At 71.4% G+C, this 21898-nt stretch carries 20 protein-coding genes and 3 pseudogenes; 10 read left to right on the top strand and 13 right to left on the bottom strand.

The window, feature by feature from the left end:
• Window positions 1–22 precede the first annotated feature (22 nt).
• Both AC068A_RS18430 and AC068A_RS18425 read right to left on the bottom strand, forming a co-directional pair.
• Window positions 23–1597: an alpha/beta fold hydrolase gene (locus AC068A_RS18430; protein WP_478586102.1), complete on the bottom strand. Its 1575-nt coding sequence runs from the start codon at window positions 1595–1597 to the stop codon at window positions 23–25.
• Window positions 1598–1609: 12 nt separating this feature from the next.
• Window positions 1610–3178, bottom strand: coding sequence for an alpha/beta fold hydrolase (locus AC068A_RS18425; RefSeq protein WP_478586100.1), 1569 nt, complete (start codon window positions 3176–3178; stop codon window positions 1610–1612).
• A gap of 332 nt (window positions 3179–3510) precedes the next feature.
• On the opposite strand from AC068A_RS18425, the gene AC068A_RS18420 reads away from it, so the two are divergent.
• Entirely contained in the window at window positions 3511–4119 is a 609-nt protein-coding gene (locus tag AC068A_RS18420; RefSeq protein ID WP_478586098.1) for a hypothetical protein, read from the top strand.
• Here the strand turns inward: AC068A_RS18420 and AC068A_RS18415 are convergent.
• A pseudogene (locus AC068A_RS18415) lies at window positions 4102–4266 on the bottom strand (IS256 family transposase); the annotation flags it as partial. The gene AC068A_RS18420 and the pseudogene AC068A_RS18415 sit on opposite strands and share 18 nt — an antisense overlap.
• A 110-nt stretch (window positions 4267–4376) precedes the next feature.
• Between AC068A_RS18415 and AC068A_RS18410 the strand changes: the two are divergent.
• Both AC068A_RS18410 and AC068A_RS18405 read left to right on the top strand, forming a co-directional pair.
• Entirely contained in the window at window positions 4377–4796 is a 420-nt protein-coding gene (locus tag AC068A_RS18410) for a hypothetical protein (RefSeq protein WP_478586097.1), read from the top strand.
• Window positions 4797–5037: 241 nt separating this feature from the next.
• The gene (locus AC068A_RS18405) at window positions 5038–5931 is read left to right on the top strand and encodes an alpha/beta fold hydrolase (RefSeq protein WP_478586095.1); all 894 of its coding nucleotides are present in this window, start codon (window positions 5038–5040) and stop codon (window positions 5929–5931) included.
• A gap of 306 nt (window positions 5932–6237) precedes the next feature.
• Here the strand turns inward: AC068A_RS18405 and AC068A_RS18400 are convergent, their stop codons facing one another.
• Window positions 6238–6366, bottom strand: coding sequence for a hypothetical protein (locus tag AC068A_RS18400; protein WP_478586093.1), 129 nt, complete (start codon window positions 6364–6366; stop codon window positions 6238–6240).
• A 176-nt stretch (window positions 6367–6542) separates the two neighbouring features.
• On the opposite strand from AC068A_RS18400, the gene AC068A_RS18395 reads away from it, so the two are divergent.
• The gene (locus AC068A_RS18395) at window positions 6543–7538 is read left to right on the top strand and encodes a hypothetical protein (protein WP_478586091.1); all 996 of its coding nucleotides are present in this window, start codon (window positions 6543–6545) and stop codon (window positions 7536–7538) included.
• A 65-nt stretch (window positions 7539–7603) separates the two neighbouring features.
• Here AC068A_RS18395 and AC068A_RS18390 read toward each other — a convergent pair whose 3' ends face one another.
• From AC068A_RS18390 to AC068A_RS18365, 6 genes and pseudogenes are all read right to left on the bottom strand, one after another.
• Complete coding sequence (locus tag AC068A_RS18390; RefSeq protein ID WP_478586089.1) at window positions 7604–7939, bottom strand: YnfA family protein; 336 nt, start codon at window positions 7937–7939, stop codon at window positions 7604–7606.
• Between the two features lie 105 nt (window positions 7940–8044).
• Window positions 8045–8181, bottom strand: a pseudogene (locus AC068A_RS18385) (cation transporter); the annotation flags it as partial.
• Between the two features lie 25 nt (window positions 8182–8206).
• Window positions 8207–9703, bottom strand: a complete 1497-nt coding sequence (locus AC068A_RS18380; RefSeq protein WP_478586088.1) for a glycoside hydrolase family 6 protein — start codon at window positions 9701–9703, stop codon at window positions 8207–8209.
• A gap of 490 nt (window positions 9704–10193) precedes the next feature.
• On the bottom strand, window positions 10194–11705 hold the full coding sequence (locus tag AC068A_RS18375; RefSeq protein WP_478586086.1) for a SulP family inorganic anion transporter: 1512 nt from the start codon (window positions 11703–11705) through the stop codon (window positions 10194–10196).
• 35 nt (window positions 11706–11740) lie between these two features.
• Entirely contained in the window at window positions 11741–12364 is a 624-nt protein-coding gene (locus AC068A_RS18370; protein WP_478586084.1) for a carbonic anhydrase, read from the bottom strand.
• A 352-nt stretch (window positions 12365–12716) separates the two neighbouring features.
• The gene (locus AC068A_RS18365; protein WP_478586082.1) at window positions 12717–13613 is read right to left on the bottom strand and encodes a UbiA family prenyltransferase; all 897 of its coding nucleotides are present in this window, start codon (window positions 13611–13613) and stop codon (window positions 12717–12719) included.
• A 79-nt stretch (window positions 13614–13692) separates the two neighbouring features.
• Between AC068A_RS18365 and AC068A_RS18360 the strand changes: the two genes are divergently transcribed.
• From AC068A_RS18360 to AC068A_RS18335, 6 genes and pseudogenes are all read left to right on the top strand, one after another.
• Window positions 13693–14772: a type III polyketide synthase gene (locus AC068A_RS18360; RefSeq protein ID WP_478586081.1), complete on the top strand. Its 1080-nt coding sequence runs from the start codon at window positions 13693–13695 to the stop codon at window positions 14770–14772.
• Between the two features lie 10 nt (window positions 14773–14782).
• Window positions 14783–15346 (top strand): isoprenylcysteine carboxyl methyltransferase family protein, encoded by a 564-nt coding sequence (locus tag AC068A_RS18355; RefSeq protein ID WP_478586079.1) that lies wholly within the window; start codon window positions 14783–14785, stop codon window positions 15344–15346.
• Window positions 15343–16371: an NAD(P)/FAD-dependent oxidoreductase gene (locus AC068A_RS18350; protein WP_478586077.1), complete on the top strand. Its 1029-nt coding sequence runs from the start codon at window positions 15343–15345 to the stop codon at window positions 16369–16371. The genes AC068A_RS18355 and AC068A_RS18350 overlap by 4 nt, the downstream gene beginning before the upstream one ends.
• Before the next feature lie 249 nt (window positions 16372–16620).
• Window positions 16621–17082 (top strand): VOC family protein, encoded by a 462-nt coding sequence (locus AC068A_RS18345; protein WP_478586076.1) that lies wholly within the window; start codon window positions 16621–16623, stop codon window positions 17080–17082.
• A 51-nt stretch (window positions 17083–17133) separates the two neighbouring features.
• Window positions 17134–17202 (top strand): annotated as a pseudogene (locus tag AC068A_RS18340) (DUF1203 domain-containing protein); the annotation flags it as partial.
• A 435-nt stretch (window positions 17203–17637) separates the two neighbouring features.
• Window positions 17638–18465, top strand: coding sequence for a class I SAM-dependent methyltransferase (locus tag AC068A_RS18335; RefSeq protein ID WP_478586075.1), 828 nt, complete (start codon window positions 17638–17640; stop codon window positions 18463–18465).
• 99 nt (window positions 18466–18564) lie between these two features.
• On the opposite strand, the gene AC068A_RS18330 is transcribed toward AC068A_RS18335, so the two are convergent.
• The 3 genes from AC068A_RS18330 to AC068A_RS18320 form a co-directional block, all read right to left on the bottom strand.
• Window positions 18565–19560 carry an aminoglycoside phosphotransferase family protein gene (locus AC068A_RS18330; RefSeq protein WP_478586073.1) on the bottom strand — a complete coding sequence of 332 codons (996 nt, stop codon included), beginning with the start codon at window positions 19558–19560 and terminating at the stop codon, window positions 18565–18567.
• Between the two features lie 47 nt (window positions 19561–19607).
• Window positions 19608–20072, bottom strand: coding sequence for a DUF6223 family protein (locus AC068A_RS18325; protein ID WP_478586071.1), 465 nt, complete (start codon window positions 20070–20072; stop codon window positions 19608–19610).
• Window positions 20073–20188: 116 nt separating this feature from the next.
• The gene (locus tag AC068A_RS18320; protein WP_478586069.1) at window positions 20189–21388 is read right to left on the bottom strand and encodes an NAD(P)/FAD-dependent oxidoreductase; all 1200 of its coding nucleotides are present in this window, start codon (window positions 21386–21388) and stop codon (window positions 20189–20191) included.
• Window positions 21389–21898 lie beyond the last annotated feature (510 nt).

The raw sequence follows: 21898 nt of genomic DNA, 5'->3' as shown, positions 1-21898 counted from the left end.
CTTCACCTGGAGCGAGGTTGGGTCACGGGGCGACCTCGAATTCCGGGGGCTTGAGGTCCTTGAGGCACTCGGTGTCCGGGGCCGTGGGGGTGTTGAAGAAGGAGACGGTGATGGATTGGGCGCACTTCGACGTGGCGAAGACCACGTGGGGTTCGTAGGGGACCGTGACGACGGTGGCCCGAGGCAGGGTGCGGGCCACGTACGGGCCGTTGGCCGCTCCGGTCTGGGCGTCGAAGCCGCCCGAGATGGCAAGGGTGGGGATGTCGCTCCGCGTGACGTCCCGGATCGAGCGCGGCGCCGCGGGGACGTTCCAGACGTCGCAGTCCGGACGGAGGAAGGTGAGCTGCGGAGCCTGGGCCTGTACCGAGTGGGGGAACGACGGGAAGGTTTCCCGGCCTCCGCGGAGCGCTTCGGCCTGGGTCTCGTACGGCGTCCACTCGCTGCAGAAGACGCCGTACACGAGCCCGTGGGACACCCGGCCGACGGCCTGGGGGCTGTACTTGCCGCCGGCCCACTGCTGGGCGATCCGCTGGGGTTTGCCGTGGGCCAACTCGTCGAGGGCGCGGGGTACCTGGGGTGCCACGTGGGTGGCGGAGGTCATCCAGTTCACCAGGGCTCCGCCGTCCAGGACGACCTTCACCTGCTTCTGGCTGTCGGGGAGCGTGACGGTCGTGGTGACCGGCTTGGCTTCGAGGTCGCGGACGAGCCGGTCGAAGGTGGCGGACAGGTTCGGGTAGCGGCGGTTGCAGGCGGGCTGCTCGGCGCAGGCCTTGAACAGGCCGTCGAAGCCCTGCTTGGCGGCACTCCAGGTCAGGGCCGACCCTGCCTTGGACGGCGGCAGGATGCCGTCGATGCCGACCGACCGGATTCCGTCGGGGTGCAGGCGCATGTAGACGAGCGCCACCTGGGTGCCGTAGGAGATGCCGAACACGTTCCACTGCTTGAGGCCCAGCGTGGTGCGCAGGTCCGCGAGGTCGGCGGCGCTCTCGATGTCGTTGTAGGCGCCGAGGTCGGCCCCGCTCGCCGCCAGTTTCTCGCGGCAGGCCTTCGTGGCCTCGACGTGCAGGCGCTCGGTGGACGGCGCGTCATAGACGAGGCCGGTCACGCGTGCGTTGAACTCGTCGATGTTGCGGCAGGTGAGCGCCGGATCGGCCGAGTACGTTCCGCGCTGGGACATGAAGATCACGTCGCGGTCGCGGTTCAGTCCGCCGTCGATCGCCATCTTCGCCTCCCCGACCGCGTCGTCGCCGGGTCCGCCGGCGAGCCACACGATCGGGTCGGGCTTCGCCTTGGCGGCCGCAGCGGGCACGATCGCGACACCAAGAGTGATCTTCCGGCTGTCCGGCTTGGCACGGTTCTCGGGCACAGTCAGCGTGCCACAGCGCGCACCCTTGAGTTCGGCGACCGGGTCCGCCGTCCTCGGGCAGGGGCCCGGCTCGAAGCGGGCGTCGCCCACGGTGCGGGCGACCGTGCCGGTGGCTCCTGTGGGCGTCTCCTCCTGTGCACGCCCCGGTGCCGCGAGCACACCGGTGAGGAGAATCCCGGTCGCCGCTGCGGCCGATCCGGTGCGCAACCGTCGTGTGTGTGACCGTGCCATCGGTCCTCCCGGTCACTTCGGGGTGATCGTGAACGGTTCCCACCTGAGCCCCGCCACGCAGCCGGTGTCGGGCGCGGTCGGGCGGGTGAGGAAGGAGGCCAGCACCTTCTGGGCGCAGGGCGACTGCGGGACCACCCAGTGCCCGATCCCGGGCACCTTCACGGTGGTCGAGTGGGACAGCGTCCGGGCCGTCTTCTGCGCCCAGCTGGGACTGGTCTTCATGTCGAACGTTCCGTTGATGAAGAGCGTCGGCACCGGGCCGACCGTGGCCTTCCGCTGGACGTCGGTGCGGTCCGGGACGTTCCAGATGCGGCACATCTGGTCCTGGAAGGCCAGTTGAGGCGTCTGGGCCTGGACCGATTCCGGCCATTGGGGGAATGCTTCACGGCCCGCCTTCAGCACGTCGGACGGCGAGTGATCCGGCACCCATTCGCCGCACACCACCGACTGGGTCAGACCGTGGGCGGTCTGGCCGACCACCTGGACCGAGCCGGCCGCGCGGGCCCGGGCGAAGCGCTCGGGACGTCCACGGCCGAGTTCGTCGATCGCCGCCGGAACGTCTTTGAACGGGATCGCCTTGGCGACCAGCAGGTTCAGCAGTGCGCCGCCGTCGAGGACGACCTTCACCGGGTCTCCGCCCTGCGGCGGCCGGACGTTCAGCGTCAGGGGCCGGGCCTCCAGCCTGCGCACCTGCTCGTTCAGGGTGCGCTCGAGGTCCGGGTACCGGCTTTTGCAGCGGGGCTCGGCCGCGCAGGCCTGGTAGAGGTTGTCGAGCCCCTCCTTGGCGGTGGCCCAGGCGAACGGCAGAGAGACGTACTGTGCGGGGGCGATCGAGTCGAGCGCCACCGCGCGGATCCCCTGGGGGTGCAGGCGTAGGTAGGTCAGGGCCAGGTTGCTGCCGTAGGAATGGCCGTAGACGTTCCACTGCTTGACGCCCAGCGCCGTGCGCAGGTCGGCGAAGTCGGCGGCGTTCTCGGTGCTGTTGTAGGCGCTCAGGTCGGTTCCGTCGGCCGTCAGGCGGTCCCGGCACTGCTTCACCGCGTCGAGTGTGAGCCTTTCCGTCTGCGGTGCGTAGGAGGGGAGCCCCGTGGACCGGGCGTAGAGGCGGTCCAGCTCCGGGCAGGCAAGGTTGGGCTCGTCGTAGAGATTGCCGCGCTGGGCCATGACGATCAGTTCGCGCTCCCGGTTCAGGCCGGAGGAAACCAGGAACGGGATGTCGTCGAACGTCTCGCCCCCGGGGCCGCCCGACATGAACACCACCGGGTCCTGGGCGGGCTCCGCCGAGGCGGACGGGATGACCGCCACGGCCAACCGGATGGCCCGGCCGCCGGGACGGGCACGGTTCTCGGGAACCTCCAGGACACCGCACCGGGCGGTGGCCAGCGCTTCGATCGGTTCAGGTGTCCTGGGGCAGGGACCCGGCACGAAGCGTGACGCGGCGGCCGTGCCGGGCCCGGTGCCAGGCCCGGTGGCATCGGTGTGCGGTGGTGCGGCGGCGGCCGGCGCCGGGCCGAGGGCTGCCAGGAAGGCCAGAGCGGCTCCTGCAGCCGGCGCCCCGATATGGAAGCTGTGCTCTGCCATGTGATCCCGTTCCTCTGCCGATCGACGGCTGCCCCGCCGCGGGGCGATGCGGCGGTGTGGGCGGAACGCACGTAATCAACGCTACCGGGTGGTCCGAAGACGCGCACAAAGACGGGAGGCGGCCACCGGTACTCGCGGCCGCGCTGGCCGTCGGTGTCATGTCTTGCCAGGGCCCGGTTTCGGCGCCGCTCTGCCGTCCTCCTTCGGTAGCACGGCTCCTCGGCGTTACGGGGGAACCGAGTCAGCCCGCGGCTCGATGTGCGGCGACCCTCCTGGCCGCGATCTTTGTGGACGAACGGGCCGGTTGGGCCCAGCGAGACAGAGGACCGCACATGCAGCCGCTCCCGCGCGTCGGCGAACACGCAGCCTGCCCCGGACGATTGCGCCGTGCATGGCGGGCCGCCCACGAGCCCGTCGCCGGTGTCTCCCGGCGTCTGCGACTCACCGCATGCGCCGTGGTGTTGGCCGTCCTGCCGTCCAGTCTGTGGAGGCTCCCGGCCGCTTTCGACCAGGGGATCGGGATCGGCGAGCGGCTGTACATCGTCTTCCTGTCGGTCCTGTCCGAGGCCCTCGCGTTCACCGCGTTTGGCCTGATCGCTCGGTGGGGCGAGGTGTTTCCGCGCTGGCTCCCGTTCGTGCGAGGCCGCCGGGTCCCGACGATGGCGGCGGTCGTTCCCGCCGCGATCGGGGCCGTTCTCCTCACCTTCTTGTGGACCGTCCTCGCCCCCGTCACCCAGGTCATGGGTACGACGATCCGGGGCGACGCCCTTCCCGACGACTTCCCAGGCTCGGTCGGCGGCTGGGAGGAGCTCTGGTTCCACATCTGCTACACGCCGCTGGTCCTGTGGGGGCCGCTCCTCGCCGTGCTGACCATCGCGTACTGGAAGCGCCGACGTGCGGCCGAGCACATACCACGCCAACGGTCATGTGATGAGCGGTAGTTCGTCCCAGCCATGTTCTCCGGGGTAGAGCTTGTCCATGCTGCCCTCGGGCAGGTAGCGGCGCGGGAAGGCGATCCATTCGTCGTGCATTTCGAACAGCACGGGGGTGACCAGCCGCTGGAGCGCGTCGTCGTTGGGGAAGACCTCCCTGCCACGCAGTGCGTGGGACGCCGTCCTGGCTGCGGGAGAACCCCGCCTGAGGAGGGGCAAGCGGATCGCGTTCGCCGGCAGTCGGCGCCGTCGCTAGGCTGCGGGCTGTGACCGGGAATCTTGAGCTGCGTACGTTTCAGGTGGGCGAGATCCACGCCGAGTTGCGCCAGCTGCACATGTGGGACGACCTCGAAGGGATGATCGAGGGCACGCCGTACCTGCATCGTCGGCTCAGGATCATGCAGTTGGAGAAGCAGCTCGCAAATCCGCAGGGTATGTACATCCACGACCTGGACGGCATCCGGGCTGATGCCGCCGCGCGGGTGGACACCTGGCTGCCACGGGCCAGGGTGCATGCGAGGCTGAGCGCGCCCTGGCGCCCCGACGGCGTGACCGAACCCGGCCACAGCGAGCTGTCCGTGGTGTGGTTCCAACAACCCGGCGAGGACCCCTTCAGCCGGTTGGCGGAGATCGTGCGACCGTTGGACTGGACTGCACTGGCCCGGTTCGAAGCAGCTTCTGACTAGCGGCTCGTATCTACGTCGAGTTCGAGCGGGACCTCGGTGATCTCCAGGTCCATCAGTGGCCAGCTGTCGGCCAGGTCGGAGGTGTCGTACACCATGCCGGCCCGCAACAGCGGGTTGCGTCTCCTGCCGTGAGCAGCCGGTTCCGCTGCGATGGGCGGAGGCCCGCTGACCTGTCCCGTATGGTCCCCTGCGAAGATCACGACGAGGACCACACGGTCCGCCGCTCCAGAGGAGGCAACCCATGACCGCACCCATCAGCTCTTTCATCGATGACGCGGCGCGGACGCGCGTCCTGGCTGCCTACGACCGGGCGATGGCGTACTGGCCCGAGCCGCGCGAGGAGTTGGACGTCGCGACCCGCTTCGGAACGACACGGGTCCACATCCATGGTGCCGGTGAGCGGACTCCGGTCGTGTTGCTGCACGGGCAGAGCGCGACCCCCGCCGCATGGGCGCCCCATGTCGCGGCGTTGGCCCGGGGAAGCCGACGCGTACTGGCAGTCGACCGCGTGGGCGAGCCCGGGTACAGCGTGCAGAGCCTTCCGATTGGCGATGCCGACGACACGGCCGCCTGGCTGGAGGCGGCCCTCGCTGGACTGGGCCTGGAGCGCGTGCACCTGGTCGGGCATTCGTACGGCGGCTACGTGGCGCTCCAGCACGCGGTGCGCGTCCCGGAGCGGGTGGCGTCGGTGGCCGTCTACGAACCGCCCCGGGCCCTCGCCCCGCTCAAGCCGGGCTTCCTGCTGGGTGCCATCGCCGGCGTCTTGAGCGGCTCCGAGGGCTTCCGGCGCCGCTGGTTCACCCGCCTCATAGGTGAAACGGGCGTGGCCCCGGAGGAGGCCGAGGCGGGAATACGGCTGTTCCTGGAGGCGATCAACGGCTTCCGTATCCGGCTGCCGCAGCCGCAGCCCATGAGCGATGAGGAGCTGGGCGCGATCGGGGTGCCCACCCTCGTGCTGCTCGGCGGTGCCGACCGCGTGATGGACTCCCGCCGGGCGGAGGCCCGCGCGCGGCGACTGATCCCGGACGTACGGACCGAGGTGGTGGCCGGGGCGAGGCACGGCCTCCCCGTGCAGGTCTTCAACCGTCGGGTTGCGGACTTCCTTCAGGAGGTGGAGGTTTCCGGCAGTGCGTGACGCAGCCTGACGACGCAGAGATCGCCGCCCCCGGTGGCTGACCGCGTTCACTTCCTGTCCGACGGCCGGTGCGACACTCTGCCTATCGGTCTGCGCCTTGTCCTCTTGTCGCCTGAGGACGTGGGCGAGGGCCTGCGGGGCCCTGTCGGGACCGCGTGCCTGACGGATTGCCAGGTCGAGTGCGGTGAGCCCCCCGTGACCAGCTCGGCAGTCTCGGGGTCAGTGGGGGCTCGCTCGGCCGCTGCGAGCAGGAGCGGCCCGGCGGCAGGGCCGCCGTCGTACGCGGCGCGAGTTGTGCCCCCTGGGTCACCTGTCTCGTCCGGACCGTCTGCGAACTCCCCAGATGGTGAGTGCCGTGATCGCCGCCGTGATCAGGCTGGAGGGGAGCTCGGTCAGCAGGCCCTGGGCCACTGCGGTCAGCGCTGTGTCGATCACCTTGTTCTCCTCGGTGCGATTTCAATCGGTCCCACCCAGGCTCAACCCGTCCGGGACCGCGCTGACGCGGTCTGACGTCTCCAAACAATTCAAGGCAAGGACTGACGAGTTCGGACGCGGTACCTTGCCCGTCGGACGTAGTTGGACGCTTCTGGACACTCCGCGGGGATTGACACATGGCCAAGCTCACGGCTCCCACGTTCGCTCCTGGACCGCGCAAGCGGCTCAGCGATGAACTTCACTCGATTCACCGGCGAGCGGGATGGCCGTCGGTGCGCGAGCTGGCCCGTGCGCTGGGTGCCGGAGTGGCCAGTTCGAGCCGGATCCACGACGCGTTCACCAACCCACGACTGCCGGCGTGGGGACTTGTGCATGTGCTGGTGGTGGAACTCGCCGACCGGGCGCCTGACGCGGACACGGCAGCCGAGGTAAAGCGGTTCCACCGTCTTTGGGATGAGGCCGCGCAAGCGGATGCCCCGCCGGCCGCGGAGAACGGACCGCCGTCGGAGCAGGCCATGGAGCCGGCCGAACCTGACCGGCTGCCCTCACAGCACGGCCCCGCTCGGCCGCCCGCTGCTGGCACGGCGCCCCAGGCGATGGCCTTGTCCCGAACTGTGCTACTTGCCGGCGTCGAGCGCTTCAGCAACCGTGACGACGTCGAGCAAGCGTATCTGCGCCGGATGCTCCACGGCATCATCGACCACGTTCAGCACGCCGCCGGGATCGACTTGAGCTTGCGACAACGCGCCGACCGCGGCGACTGCGTCATGGAGCTGATCGACCCCACCGTCCCCGTGGCCGGGCTGCTCCACGCCCTGCTCACCAGCCTTCCCGCCGAAATGCGCACCATCAACCGGCTGGCCTCGCACTCGGTTCAGATCCGTCTGTGCGTGGTCCTCGACACCGGGTTCGTGGCCGTGGACGAGTCCGGCGGCTGGGTGGGCAACGACCTCAACAACACCTGCCGCCTGCTCGACGCCGACATGCTGCGCGCGGCATTGCAGGAACGCACGAACGACCACGCGCTGTGTGTATCAGAGTCCATCTACACAGCGATCGTGCGTTACGGGCACCAAGCCATCCCGGCGGAGGAGTTCCGCGAGATCACCGTCCCCGGTAAGCACGGCCCGCTGCGGGCATGGCTGCATGCCCCGACGAGCTCTGCTGCCTGACCTGCGGCGGGATGTGCAGCGCGCTGACGCCGGGCCGGCCTCCGGCCGGGCGCACCGGGAGTGGGTCAGTGGCTGCGGGGCGCGTACATGATCACGGCCATCCCGGCGAGGCAGACCAGGGCACCGATGACGTCCCAGCGGTCGGGTCGGTAGCCGTCGGCGACCATGCCCCAGGCGATGGACCCTGCGACGAAGATCCCGCCGTAGGCGGCGAGGATGCGGCCGAAGTTCTCGTCGTGCTGCCAGGTGGCGACGACTCCGTAGAGGCCGAGGGCGATGACGCCGGCACCGATCCAGATCCACCCCTTGTGTTCCCGGATGCCCTGCCAGACCAGCCAGGCACCGCCGATCTCGAACAGGGCGGCGACGACGAAGAGGGCAACGGATCGAGCGACAACCATGCGGGCGAGCCTATCCGCGGCCGGTGCCGCTGATCTTCACCGGGCCGGCGGCTGCCGGGCAGCGCACCTGCCCCCCACCTGCGGTCTTCGGTGCGCGCCCCGGTCCAGGCATTCAGCGCCCGCATAGGTGCAGAGCAGGTCTGCTTGGAGTCGGCGACCGCACTGGCCGAGCCGAGCTCGCACCCCGCGCGACGCTGTGCGGCGGACAGCACCGGCATGACCACCAGAGAGAGGGCGGCAATACGGCCGGGTGGTCGGCCGGACCGGTCAGCGGCCGTCGATCAGTGCCTCGGCCAGCGTCGGCGAGAACGTGCCGGCCGGCGGGGAGCCTGCCGGGCACTGGGAGGAGTTCCCGTCCGAGTCACCCGGGTTCTTGATCCACAGGTGGTACTCCGCGCCGCCGGCACTGCCGGCCCGGGAAGTAGCGCCGAGCTTGCGCTTGGGCGGGTTGCAGAATCCGACGTGGCCGCTGCTCGGGGAGCCGGGGACGAGGTAGCCGCCGTTGCCGTTGCGGGCCGTGTCGACCACCCAGCGGCTGGTCACACCGAAGTCGGTCTTGAGCTGGGCCGCCAGGCGCTTGGCGTAGTCGTCGGCGATGGCGGTGTCGTCGAAGTTGGCCACGTTGACCGAGACGCCGCGGGCCGCGGCGACACCTGAGCGGCTGAGCAGGTACGCCATCTTCTTGAGGCCGATGCCCTGCGTGCCACTCAGGTCCGGACCGAGCGTCCAGGTGGCGTTGCCGGCGTCCAGGTACGTCTGTACGAATTTGCCCTGCTGCTGCAGGCGCTGGGTGGCGTACCTGAGCATGTCGAAGCGCTGCTCGGCGGCGCCCTTCATGCACGCGTCGTCGGAGGACTGGGCCACCGCGTCCGGCTCCAGCACGACGATCGCCGGGCGGCCCGCGACGCCCTGGGCGAACTTGTCGATCCAGGCCTTGTACAGGTCCGGGGAGCCGGCGCCGCCGGAGGATGCGCCGCCGCAGTCCCGGCCGGGGATGTTGTAGGCGACCAGGACCGGCACGCGGCCCTGTGCCGCGGCGGCGCCGACGTAGTCGGACACCTCCGCCTGTATTCCGGTCGCGGGGTTGCGGTCGGCGTCCCAGTCCCCGAACCACTTCACCGTCTGGTGGTCCGCGACGGCTGCCTTGATCTTCGCGGCGCGGGCGTCGCCCGGGTTGTCCTTGACCCAGGTCGCGGCGTTGTTGGCCGGGTCGACGTAGAAGCCCTCGCGGGCCGTGGACGTGGTCAGCGAGACGTTGTCGATGACGACGTCCGTCTTCACGGGCTGACCGCCGAACTGGAAGGTGACGGCTCCGGTGGTGGTGTCGATCCCCGAAGTGAACGTCCAGGTGAAGCGCTTGGAGACCGTTGTCAGATCGACGGTCCGGTCCAGCGCCGCGGTGTAGGGCGCGTCACCGAGCTGCGCCGTCGTGCGCAGCTTCGCCGGCGCGGAGGCCTTGGCGTCGAAGGACAGCGTGTACGTGGCCCCGGGGCGGAGCCGGATGTCGTCCTGGCCGACCATGGCGTCCCACAGGTTGCCCGTCCCGCCGTTGACGGTCGCGACCAGCGCGCCGCCGGCGGAGGCCATGGAGGCACCGGAGGACCACCAGCCGGTGGTGCCGGCGGCGAACGTGCCGTTGTTCGCCAACTCGCCGTACAGCGGCTGCGGGTCGGCCGCCGAGGCGGACGGGGCGGTGGATGCCAGGAGGGCGGCGGCCAGCACGGGACTGGCGGCCACCCGGAGCAGTCTGCGTGTCGTAATCATGCGGAACGGTCCTTCGTCAGTCGTGGCGGGCCGGCCGGGAACGGCACAGGGGGCACACCCGAGTGGAGGTCCCCCCCTCGTGCGGTTGATCAGCAAGCGCACGGACCCGACTCCATGATCACTTGACTGCCCATCACGGCGCGACCCCCGTGGACGGGACGAGACAATGGCATGTGCCACACATCCGTCCGGTCGGCCGGACGGCCACGGCATCTCGGCTGACGTGCCGCGTCCTTGGCGGCCTTGGCCTGCTTGTCCGCGGCCTCGGCCAGCCGGGCCGCCGCCCGGGCATGCACGTCGACATTCCCGCCACTTCACGGCCTGCCGCGCGCCCATGCCCCAGGCGGCCCGCGGACCGGCCATGGCACATGCACAAAGCCGTACAACCAGGCACGCCAGCGGGGCGTGCGGGGGCGGCCCGGCCTGCTCGCCTGCGGGCCGCCCCTCATACGGGCCTTCGTTCACCGGTCGGCGGCACCGCCGACCGCAGTCACCCCGCCACCCGTGCCGGGGCGGTGATGCCGCCCTCCCTTCGGGCGGGTCCGGTCATCCGCACCGGCTCGATGCCGGTGGTGTTGTGCCGAGCGGCCCAGTTCTCCAGGGCGGCCCGGCAGGCGTGGTCCAAGTGCCGGACGTCCGTCAGGTCGAGCTCGATGGGCTGGTCTTTCGGCAGTGCCTCCAGGGTCTGCAGGATGCGGGGCAGCCGGAGGAAGGTGGCGTTGCCGGAGAGGGCCGCCACGATTCTGCCGCCCGTGAGTTCGCGGACCTCGACGTGGACGTGGGAGGTCTCCCACGCCGACTTCGCCACCGCCAACATCAGCCCCAGCACCACACCTTCGAACATGCTGGTCGCCAGAATGGCGACAGCCGTGATCGCGAGGATGACGAACTCGCCCCGGTGTTCGCGCCACAGGGGGACGAGCTCCTTGACGGGGATCAGTTTGCAGCCCGCGTGGACCAGTACGCCGGCGAGGGCCGCGAGCGGGATGATGCCGATCGCCGCCGGCAGCAGCACGGTGAACATCAGCAGCCACAGTCCGTGCAGGATGCGGGAAGCCTTCGTCCTGGCGCCCGCCTGGACGTTGGCGGAGCTGCGGACGATGACCGCGGTCATCGGCAGGGCCCCGAGTGCGCCGCACACGGTGTTGCCCACGCCTTGGGCGACGAGCTCCTTGTCGTAGTGCGTGCGCGGACCGTCGTGCATCCGGTCCACCGCCGCCGCGCTGAACAACGATTCCGCCGAGGCGATCAGGGCGAAGCCCAGGACCGTACCGAGCACGGCGACGCTGCCCAAGGACGTGAGATCACCCAGGGCAGGCGGCTGGATGGCCTCGACGAGCCCCCGCACCTCCACGCTCGCGACGTCCATGCCGCCGATCGCCGTGAAAGCGGTGGCGAGGGCCACCGCGGCCAGCGGGGCGGGCACCAGCTGCACCTTGGCGGGCAGCTTCTTCCACCCCACGAGGACGGCGATGGTGCCCAGACCGACCGCGAAGGCGACCAGCGCGGTGCGACTGGTGGCGATGTCACCCACCAGACCCGGAATGCCGAAGATCTTCTCCAGACCCGAGCTCGGCTGCTTGACGCCGGCCATCGTGTACAACTGTCCGAAGATGAGCACGAGTCCGATACCGGCCAGCATGCCTTGCACGACCGCGACGGAGATCGCCCGGAACCAGCGGCCGAACCGCAGCAGGCCGAGGCTGATCTGGAGCACTCCGCTGGCCAGCACGATGGCGCCGAGCATGCCGAGACCGAACTCCCGGACGGCCTCGAAGACGAGTACGGTCAGGCCGGCGGCCGGGCCGCTGACCTGCAGGGCACTCCCGGGCAGGAAGCCCACCACCAGGCCGCCGACGATGCCGGTGATCAGGCCGAGTTCGGCGGGCACCCCCGAAGCCACGGCCACGCCGACGCACAGCGGCAGGGCAACGAGGAACACCACGAGCGAGGCGAGCGCGTCGTGGCGCAGAACAGCGGGATTCTTGAAGACCGGAAGCATCAGTGACTGTTCCCTTGCATTCATGCTGCGCCGGTTCACAGGACGTGGAACGCCGGAAGACCAGCGTCATCCCGCCGGTGCACTCTGACCGTGCCGGTGTGCACCTCGTAGTACCAGGCGTGCAGCGCCAGCTCGCCCGCTTCGATGCCCTCCTGCACGCAGGGGTAGCCCCGCAGCGTCTCCAACTGCGCGAGGACGTGGGCCTGCACCGCCTCCGCGACGTCGGACGAGTTCGCCGCCAGCGAGCGGACGGGCGCGTTCGGGGGCACGGCCTCGTCCAGCCAGTCGCGGACGGCGGGGACGGTGGAGAGGTCCTCGCCGCGGACCACAGCGCCTACCGCGCCGCAGTGGGAGTGCCCGCAGACGATGACGTCGCGGACGCCGAGCACACGGACGGCGTACTCGATGGTGGCCGTCTCACCGGTCGGGCGCCCGTCGACGGGATAGGCCGGGACGATGTTGCCGGCGGTACGCAGTTCGAAGAGCTCGCCCGGGCGCGCCCCGGTGATCAGAGCCGGTACGACGCGCGAATCCGAGCAGGTGATGAACAGCACTTCCGGGGACTGCCCGGCCTCCAGGGCCTGGAACAGTTCGGCGTGCCGGGGGTCGGCCGCGTGTGTGGCCGAGAAGGAGCGCGCGTTTTCGATCAGTGACTTCATAATGGCCTGCCTCCTGCGCCTGCGCGGCTTCCGCCGGGGCGCGGTGTGGTCGGGTCGGGTCGGTCAAAAGGTGTGGCTGGGCGCGACGGGAATACGTCGACGCCACGTCCTCGGGGCACACGCCACACCACTGCGGCGCAGTCTGGTTCGCAGCCGCAACCAGCACTTTACCAGTACATTGCCTAGCAGTGACAGATAAGTTATTATCAAAATACATACAAAACAGGGCAGTTGCTCAGACTTGACGCCCCGACCGAAACCTCGCGCGAGTCATCCGGATGAACCGTTTCGCGCCAGGAAACCAGCCAAGGGGAATGGCTGCCGCGCGGCCTCCGTGTGGACCGTGGACACGTCAGCCGGTAGAGAGGGCACGGCCGGCGAGGACCAGCAGTACGGCGTCGGCTCCCGACAGCGCCATGATGACCAGAAAGGGTGTCCGGCCGAACGCGACAGCGGGCGGAGCGGCCACCGCGAGCCCACACAGCGTCAGCGTCACGCCCAGCAGGAGTACGTGGGCGGGAGTGACCCCGCCGGCCGGGCCGGCGGTCAGCACCGCGCAGGAGGCGAAGGCGAGGACGGCGGACAGGGCGAGGGCGGTGCGCCGCCCCAGCCGCTGCGGAAGTCCTCGTACGCCGACCGCGACGTCGTCGTCGATGTCGGGCAGGGCGTTGGCGAAGTGGGCGCCCGTTCCCATGAGGGCCGCCGCGGTGGTCAGCCACACCGGTGGCCAGTCGCCCCGCACGGCCAGTGTCAGGAACGCCGGAAGCAGTCCGAAGGCCACCGTGTAGGGCAGCCAGGAGGCGGCCGTGCGCTTGAGCCACAGGTTGTAGGACCAGGCGGCGCCGACGCAGCCGAGGTGGACCGAGCCCGCCGCGGGGCCGCAGGCCAGTGACAGGGGGACGCAGGCGAGGAGCGACACGCACGCGGCCGCACTCACCGCTGCCGGCCGCAGCGCCCCCGTGGCCAGCGGTTTGTCCCGGCGTCCGGCCGCCCGGTCGCGCCGCAGGTCGATCCGGTCGTTGCACCAGCCGATCGACAGCTGGCCCGCGGCAACGGCTGCCACCGCCGTCGTCCCGGTGACGGTGCCGAGCCCCACGGCAGCGGCGAGCAGGGCTGCGAGGAGGGTGACCGCGGCGGCCGGCACGGGGTGGCAGGCCTTGAGAAGGCCCAGGACAGTGGCTGTCGCGCCTCCCCCGCCCCCGGTGGGCGCGGTGATCGGGGAGGCTGCGTCGTCGGTGGTGGCGCGCACCCCACCACGCTAGGCGGACGACTCGCCCGCGAGGGCCGGGTTGAAGGTACCCACCTCTCGCTGTCCCTATGTTGGAGCAATGACACGTGTCCTCGCGGTGAGCACGGTGTTCCCGCCGCACCGCTACATGCAGCAGGAGATCACCGATGTCCTCGCCTCCTGTCTGCCGTCGGGGGCCGACAGGGCACTCCTGCGCCGGCTGCACGGTGCGGCCCAGGTGGAAACGCGTCATCTCGCCCTCCCCCTCGGCCGGTACCGGGAGCTGGGCGGCTTCGGCGAGACCAACCGCCTGTTCGTCGAACTGGCAGTCGCCCTGGGGGCCGAGGCGGTCGAGCAGGCACTGTGCGAGGCAGGGATGCGGGCCGAGGAGATCGACCTGGTCGTCTCGACGACCGTGACCGGGATCGCCGCGCCGTCCTTGGAGGCGCGCCTGGCCGAGCAGGTCGGGTTGCGGCCCGACGTCAAGCGGGTGCCGCTGTTCGGGCTCGGCTGCTCCGCCGGAGCGGCCGGGCTGGCCCGTGTCCACGACTTCCTCGCCGGCCTGCCCGGCCGTACGGCGCTTCTGCTGTCCACCGAGCTGTGCTCGCTCACCCTGCAGCCGACGGACACCTCGATGGCGAACCTGGTGGCGGGCAGCCTGTTCGGGGACGGGGCCGCCGCTCTCGTGGCGGTCGGCGGCGACCCCGGGGACAGCGGCCCTGCGGCGGCGCAGGGGGCCGGCTCGTCCGGACCGGTGGTCGTGGGCACGCGCAGCCGCCTGTACCCGGGCACCGGGCACCTGCTGGGCTGGGACGTGGGCGACTGGGGCTTTCGCATGGTCCTCGGCCGGGAGGTCCCCGAACTCGTCCGACTGCACGTGGCCGAGGAGATCGAGTCCTTCCTCGCCGGTCACGACCTCAAGCCGCGGGACGTCTCGGCCTGGATCTGCCACCCCGGCGGCCCCAGGATCCTGGACGCGCTCGCCGAAGAACTCGGCCTGCCGGACTCCGCGCTGGCCCCCTCCCGGCGTGCCCTGGCCGCCGCGGGAAACCTCTCCTCCGCCTCGGTGCTGCAGATCCTGCGCGACACCCGCGCCGAGCCGCCACCCCCGGGAGCGAACGGCCTGATGGTCGCCTTCGGGCCGGGCTTCGCCTCCGAACTCGTGCTGCTGGCCTGGTGAGGGCGCCGCCATGATGCCGTACACGCAGCACACGCCGTACACGCTGTACACCGTGCTGATCCTGCTCGTCGTCGCCGAGCGGTTCGCCGAACTCGCCGTGGCACGACGCAACGGCGCCTGGAGCAGGGCCCGGGGCGGCCGTGAACACGGGGCCGGACACTACCCGGCGATGGTCGCACTCCATGCGGCGCTGCTGCTCGGCTGCCTCATCGAGCCATGGGCCGCCCACCGGCCCTTCCTGCCTCTGCTCGGCTGGCCCGCACTGGCCCTCGTACTGGCCGCCCAAGGGCTGCGCTGGTGGTGTATCGGCACGCTCGGACGCCGCTGGCACACCCGGGTGCTGATCGTCCCCGGGCTTCCGCTGATCACCTCCGGTCCCTACCGGTACCTGCGCCACCCCAACTACCTGGCGGTCGTCGTCGAAGGCATGGCCCTCCCCCTGGTGCACACCGCCTGGCTGACCGCCCTCGGCTTCTCCCTGCTGAACGCCCTCCTGCTGACCGTGCGCATCCGGTGCGAGGACGACGCGCTGGCGCCCATGCGCTCCCTCCCCGTCGCGGGCGCGGCATCGTGATCGACGTCCTCGTCATCGGCGGCGGCCCGGCGGGTTTGGCCACCGCGATCCACGCGGCGTTGTCCGGCTTCGACGTCGTGGTCGCCGAACCGCGCCCCGCGCCCGTGGACAAGGCGTGCGGGGAGGGTTTGATGCCGGACGCGGTGCGCGCCCTGCGCGCCCTCGGCGCGGAGGTCCCCGGTCGGCCCCTGCGCGGAATCCGCTATGCGGACGCCGTCGGTCAGCGTCATGCCGAAGCGGTGTTCCGGGCCGGGCACGGCCTCGGCGCACGCCGCACCCTGCTGCACGAGGCGCTCACCGCCCGGGCCGCCCGGCTCGGTGTCCCGGTCGTCCCGCGCCGCATCAGCCGGGTGAGCCAGTACGACGACCACGTCAGGGCGGACGGGATGGACGCCCGTTACGTCGTCGCGGCGGACGGACTGCATTCACCGACCCGGCGCGCCCTCGGCCTGAGCGTACGGCCTGCCGCCGGGCGGCAGCCGCCGCGTTACGGACTGCGGCGCCACTACGCCGTCGAGCCGTGGACCGACTTGGTGGAGGTGCACTGGTCGGCCGACTCGGAGGCGTACGTCACTCCGCTGGGCCCCCGTCAGGTCGGGATCGCCGTCCTTACCTCCCATCAGCTCCCCTACGACGCCCAGCTGTCCCGTTTCCCGCTGCTGATGTCCCGCCTCGCCGCAGCCGACCGCACACCCGTGCGCGGCGCGGGACCGCTGCGCCAGCAGGCCCGCCGCCGCGTCGCCGGGCGGGTCCTGTTCGTGGGTGACGCCGCCGGCTACGTCGACGCGCTGACGGGTGAGGGCATCACCCTCGCCCTGACGGCGGCCGCCGAACTGGTGCGCTGCCTGCGCGAGGGCCGGCCACAGGACTACGAGCGGGCGTGGTGCCGGCTGTCGCGCAGCTATCGGCTGCTGACGCGGTCCCTGCTGTGGGCTCGCCACCAGCCCCAGCTCGCGCCCCTGATCACCCCGGCCGCGGCCCGCTTCCCCGGCCTGTTCCAGCGCGCCGTGAACCTGCTGGCGTGACGGCACTCGGCCACGGGCTGCGCGGGTCACCCGGCGTACCGGCCGACACGGAGGGGCCGTCGTAGCCCTGGGTCGGACCGGGGGTGGGGAACCGGCTCACCGCCGGCTGCCGTATCCATGTGCCTCACGGCCGGAATGGCGGACCGATTCCGTCCTATATGGGGGTCAGAGTGGGGCCATGGAAACCGCCCCGGACCGATCCACCCTGTCCGAGGCGGCGATCGCCACGAACGGAAACGGAACAACCCGATGAGCCGCCACGTACAGATCACCTTCGACGCCCACGACCCGCGGGCGCTGTCGTCCTTCTGGCGCGACCTGCTGGGCTACGTCCACCCCGGCCCGCCTGGAGTCGACCTGCCCGAGGGCGCCGACCCGCTGGCCGCGTGGGACGACTTCCTCGCGCAGATCGGCGTACCGGAGGAACAGCGCAACACGAAGGCGGCTGTCGAGGACCCGGACGGGCACGGCCCACGGCTCTTCTTCCAGCAGGTGCCGGAGGACAAGGTCGCCAAGAACCGGGTCCACCTCGACGTCCGCGTGGCTCCCGGGCTGGAGGGAGAGGAACGGATGGCGGCCCTGGAGGCCGAGTGCGACCGGCTGGTCGCACGGGGGGCGACACGGGTGCGCCGCCACGAGCCCGCACCCCCGATGAGTGCCGGCTTCATCGTCATGACCGACCCGGAGGGCAACGAGTTCTGCCTGGACTGATGTCGGTGTGCGGGGGTCCCCGGGCCGGCGGGCGGTTCTCCGCTCTGCTGCCTGCGGGCCAGCGCCGTGGGCGACCGGATCGCCCTCGTCTCGTACGCCCCGCTGCGCCGCCGGGCGGCCCGTGGGCCCGGCCCGGCGATGGTGGCCGGCTTGACGAGAAGAACGCCGCTCCCTGGCTCAGCGTCCCGGGCCGGATGTGCGACCGGCCCCTCGACCAGGGGTCGAGGGGCCGGTGCGTGGTAGCGGGGGGCGGATGTGAACCGCTGGGTTATGAGCCCAGCCAGCTACCGAGCTGCACCACCCCGCATCGGTAACGGCAAGCATAGGGCAGGGGCGCAGCGCCGCCAGGGATTTTTTTCCTCGACGCCCCCGTGGGTGCGGGCGGGGACGGCCGCGAGCCAGCCGTCCTGCCCGGATCCGCAAGGAGGCCGGGCCACGGCCGCAGTCGACCATCCTTGGTACGCGCGGCGCGACGAGCCGCGCCGATCGCCTCGGCCGTGGTGCGCGACGGCTAGCATCCCCGCGGGGGGAGCCACGGATGGCACGGAGGCCGCCATGCAGCCCAGGACCGTATCCCGCCTGTCGACCAACCGCGCACGGCTCGGCCACAAGGTCGGCCACGCACTGCGGCACCCCGGGCAGGTGCTGCCCTACCTGCGCCGGGCGGCCCGGGACCGCTGGCTGCGCCTCCACCACCGCGATCACGTCGCCTACTACCGGGCCGTGATGGCGTCCGACACCGCCCGGAGCCCGGAGGCGGCGGTCGGCGGCCGGCCTTCGCACAGCCGTTGGCTCGCCATCGGGCAGATGCAGTTCGACTACCTGAAGGAACACGGGCTGCAGCCGGGTGACCGGCTGCTGGAGATCGGCTGCGGCAACCTGCGGGCCGGGTGGCGTTTCATCGACTATCTGGACGCCGGCCACTACTACGGCATCGACATCTCACCCGACATCCTCTTCGAGGCCCAGAAGACCCTCGTCCGCTACGGCCTCCAGCGCAAACTTCCCTACCTGGCACCCGTCGACAATCTCAGACTGGACTTCCTGCCCGACGCGTCGTTCACGGTCGTGCACGCGCACAGCGTCTTCTCGCACTCGCCGCTGGAGGTCATCGACGAGTGCCTCGAGCACGTCGGCCGGGTTCTCGCGCCCGGAGGCTTCTTCGACTTCACCTACGACCGCACCGAGGCGCGGGAGCACCACGTGCTGGGCGAGGACTTCTACTACCGGACCGAGACGCTGGCCCGGCTGGCCGCTCGGCACGGCCTCACGGCCCGCTTCATGGACGACTGGGAGCGGCTTCCGCACGGCCAGTCGAAGCTCCGCGTCACACACGCCGACACGGCTGCGCCGGAAGGGGATCGCCAAGGCTCCCATCCCTGAGAGGGCGATGCCCAGACCGCCCAGACCGCCCGGCTCGGCCCGGCTGGGCCCGGCTGGGCGCTGCCTCCCGCCGTGCGCGTGCCGGGGTCGGCGTGGCGGTCAGGTGACGCGGCGGTGCCTGTCGGTGTCGCGGCGGAGCCGGTCCTGGGGCCAGTCCAGATGCATTGCCGGGGAGCTGGGGCGGTGGATCGTCGCGGTGAGGCGTCGCAGCGCGGCGCGGGCGGGTGGGCCCCAGGTGCGCTTGCCACCCGGACGGCCGTGGACGCCCGCCTCTCCGATGAGGATGCAGGCGAGGGCTTTCAACACCGCCCAGCCACGGGCGCGGCGAAGGGTCGCCGGGTCCGGGAGGGGCTGGTAGGCGGCGTGGAAGCGGTCGGCGGCGCCGTCCGGCAGCAGTATCCACGCGGCGGCGAGGTCGCAGGCCGGATCGCCCGCGCAGAGGTCGCCGAAGTCGATCACGCCGCAGAAAGTGCCGTCCTCGGTGAGGACGTTGGCCGGATGCAGGTCGCCGTGGAGCCACAGCGCCGGCCCCGTCCAGTCGGGCGCGGCGACGGCGTCTTCGAAGACGGCGCGGACGGCGTCCGGGTCGGGGAGCAGCCCCAGTTCGGTGGCCGAGGCCAGCGCCCGGGCGAACGGCTCGGCATGGTCGGCCAGCGGACCCCCACGGTCGCGGCCGGTCGGCGCCCCTTCGGGGGCGGGTCGGTGAAGAGCGGTCAGGAAGGCGGCCAAGGTGTCGGCTGCCTCCGCGGCGCGCGTGGCGGGGGCGCGGTCGGCGGGCGTTCCCGGCACCCAGGTGGTGACGATCCAAGGCCGCGGAAACCGCTCGGAGGGCTCGCTGAGGCGCTGCGGGACGGGAACCGGCAAGGGAAGATGCGGGGCGAGAGCGGGAAGCCACTCGTGCTCTTTGCGCAGGAGCGCGTCCGCGGACAGCGTCGCCCAGGGCAGCCGGACGGCGAGGTCGTCGCCGAGCCGCCACAACTGGTTGTCCCAGCCACGCGCGCCGAGCTTCAAGGGGAGACCGGCCAGGTCGGGTTGCTGGTCGTGTAACAGATCCCGGACCAGCTCTGCGGTGATCTCGATCTCGGTGTGGGTCATGCGGAGCCACGGTAGTCGACGGTGGCCAGCGAGGATGCGCGATGAGATCAGCGGGTTCGGCGGGAGCGGGAGCGGGAGCGGGAGCGGGAGCGGGAGCGGGAGCGGGCCAGCCAGCCGAGGGTGACGGCGCTCAGGCCCAGGAGCATGGCGAAGTAGGCGCCGCCGAGCCCGTTGCCGGTGCCGAGACCGCCGTCGGCGGTGGCCGCGACCGTCCCGCCGACGGCCATGGCGATCAGGCCCGCCGCGAGAGCCGTGGCAGCTCCGTTCCGCCGGGCCCAGGTGACGATGTGTCCCTGCCTGGTGGGGCGGGCCAGGGCCAGGCCACCGCCCACCGCGCCGAGGAGGCCGACCAGTGCCGACAGGGAAGCACCGACCCGGCCGATGCTCACGGTGTAGACGCTTGCGGCGACCGGCTGGACCGAGGGGTCCGCGGCGGCCGGTTCGGCGAACGCGAAACCGCCGATCAGGACGGCAGCGGCAACGGCAACGGCAAGCACGGATCGAACGGACATGAGGTGTCCTGCCTTTCTGATGTGGGTCTGGACCGGTCATTCGTGAGACCGCGGGCCCCCTGGGCCCGGGTATGGCTGCATTGCGACTCGATCCACAGCGGTTCACCGGGCGGCGGCTACGACCTGGCAGTGGGGCGCAGCGGCAACCGCGATGGGCGGCGCTTGCGCTTGGGCAGGCCGAAGGTCGGGTGCGAGGTGGTCCACAGCGACATCTTGAGGATGCCCGCCTTGATCCGCGCGGCCTTCCGCCCGCCCACGTACTTCGGCTTTGCCTGCGCTTCCTCGTCGACCATCTGCAGGATCCCGTCCCGCCGCCCGAGGCTGATGTGGTTGCCCAGGTACGCCAGCTTGGTGTTCGGGATCTTGCGGCCGGTCAGGCGTCCCACGATCGCGGCCGTGGCCTGCATGCCGGTGTAGCCGGCCGAAGCGCAGGACATCGGCAGCGGCCGGCCGTTGTCGCCGATGGCGTATGCGCTGTCGCCGGCGGCGTACACGTGCGGGTGCGAGACCGATCGCATGGTGCGGTCGACGACGATCCGACCGTTCTCGGTGACCGCCAGCCCGCCGGCGGCGGCGATGGGGCCGGCCGCGAACCCGGCCGTCCACACGGTTGCGTCGGAGGCCAGGGCGGTGCCGTCGGTGCACAGTACCCACTTCGCTTCGACGGCTTCGACGCTGGTGTGCTCCAGGACGGTGATGCCCAGCCGGTCGCAGGCCCGGCGCAGGTGGCTGCGGGCTCCGGCGGAGAGCGGGGCGCCGAGCTCGCCGCGGGCGACCAGCGTCACCGACAGGCCGGGCCGGGATTCGGCGATCTCGGTGGCGGTCTCGATGCCGGTCAACCCGTCGCCGACGACCAGCACGCTCCCGCCTTCGTCCCGCCTGCTCAGGCTGTCCAGGCGGTCGCGCAGGCGCAGCGCGGAGGGCCGGCCGGTGACGTCGAAGGCGTGCTCGGCCACGCCGGGGACGCCGTGGTCGGCGACGTGGCTGCCGAGCGCGTAGAGCAGCGTGTCGTAGCCGAGCTCGCTGCCGCCGTCGGCGTCGGCGTCGGCCACGGCGACGACCTGGCGCTCGGGGTCGACGGCGGTGACACGGGCCAGGCGCAGCCGTACCCCCGTGCCCGCGAAGACGTCGGCGAGTTGTGGAGCCTCGATCTCCTGGCCGGCCGCGAGCTGGTGCAGCCGCAGCCGCTGGACGAAGTCCGGCTCGGCGTTGACCACGGTGATCTCGGTGTCCGCCGGGGACAGCCGGCGGGCCAGGGTCCCGGCCACGTAGGCCCCGGCGTAGCCGGCGCCGAGGACGACGATGCGGTGCTTCATGAGTTGCTCCTGTCGGCTCGCTTGCTCCCGGTGAGTTGAGTGGAACGGCGTCCCGATTGCCGACGGGAACTGACACCTTCGTATCCGCTGCCGATCGCGACCGCCTCGACCTTCTCGGTCATGCTGTCTCCTCTGTCTCAAGGGGTTCGGCCTCAAGACACCGCACGACTGACCGCTGTGACAGCCTGTGAGGCAGATCACTCCACAGGTGCGGGCTCGGCACGCGGAGTCCGCACGCACCTCCACACGGGCCCGCGCCAGGGTCTACGACGAGTGGGGGTGGCCCCATGGCATCCACCCGTCCACCCTGAGCCCCGCTTGACCCTCGAGACCCCGCTCCCACCTGGTCGGATGCTCGCGTCCGAGGAAGCGATAGGGAGGTCCAGCCCGTCTGGCTCGGCGATGGGCCGGCGTCCGGGCTGCATCGCGTGGTCGGTCGGCACCGGCCGCGCCGGAGGAGCCGCCGGCGAGGGCCTCGGCGCCCGAGGTGCCCGCGCCGGGGCATCAAGA

The sequence above is a fragment of the Streptomyces sp. NPDC043854 genome (genome assembly GCF_056436005.1).
Note: the sequence above shows the minus strand (reverse complement) of the source record. Positions and strands in the feature narration are given on the sequence as shown.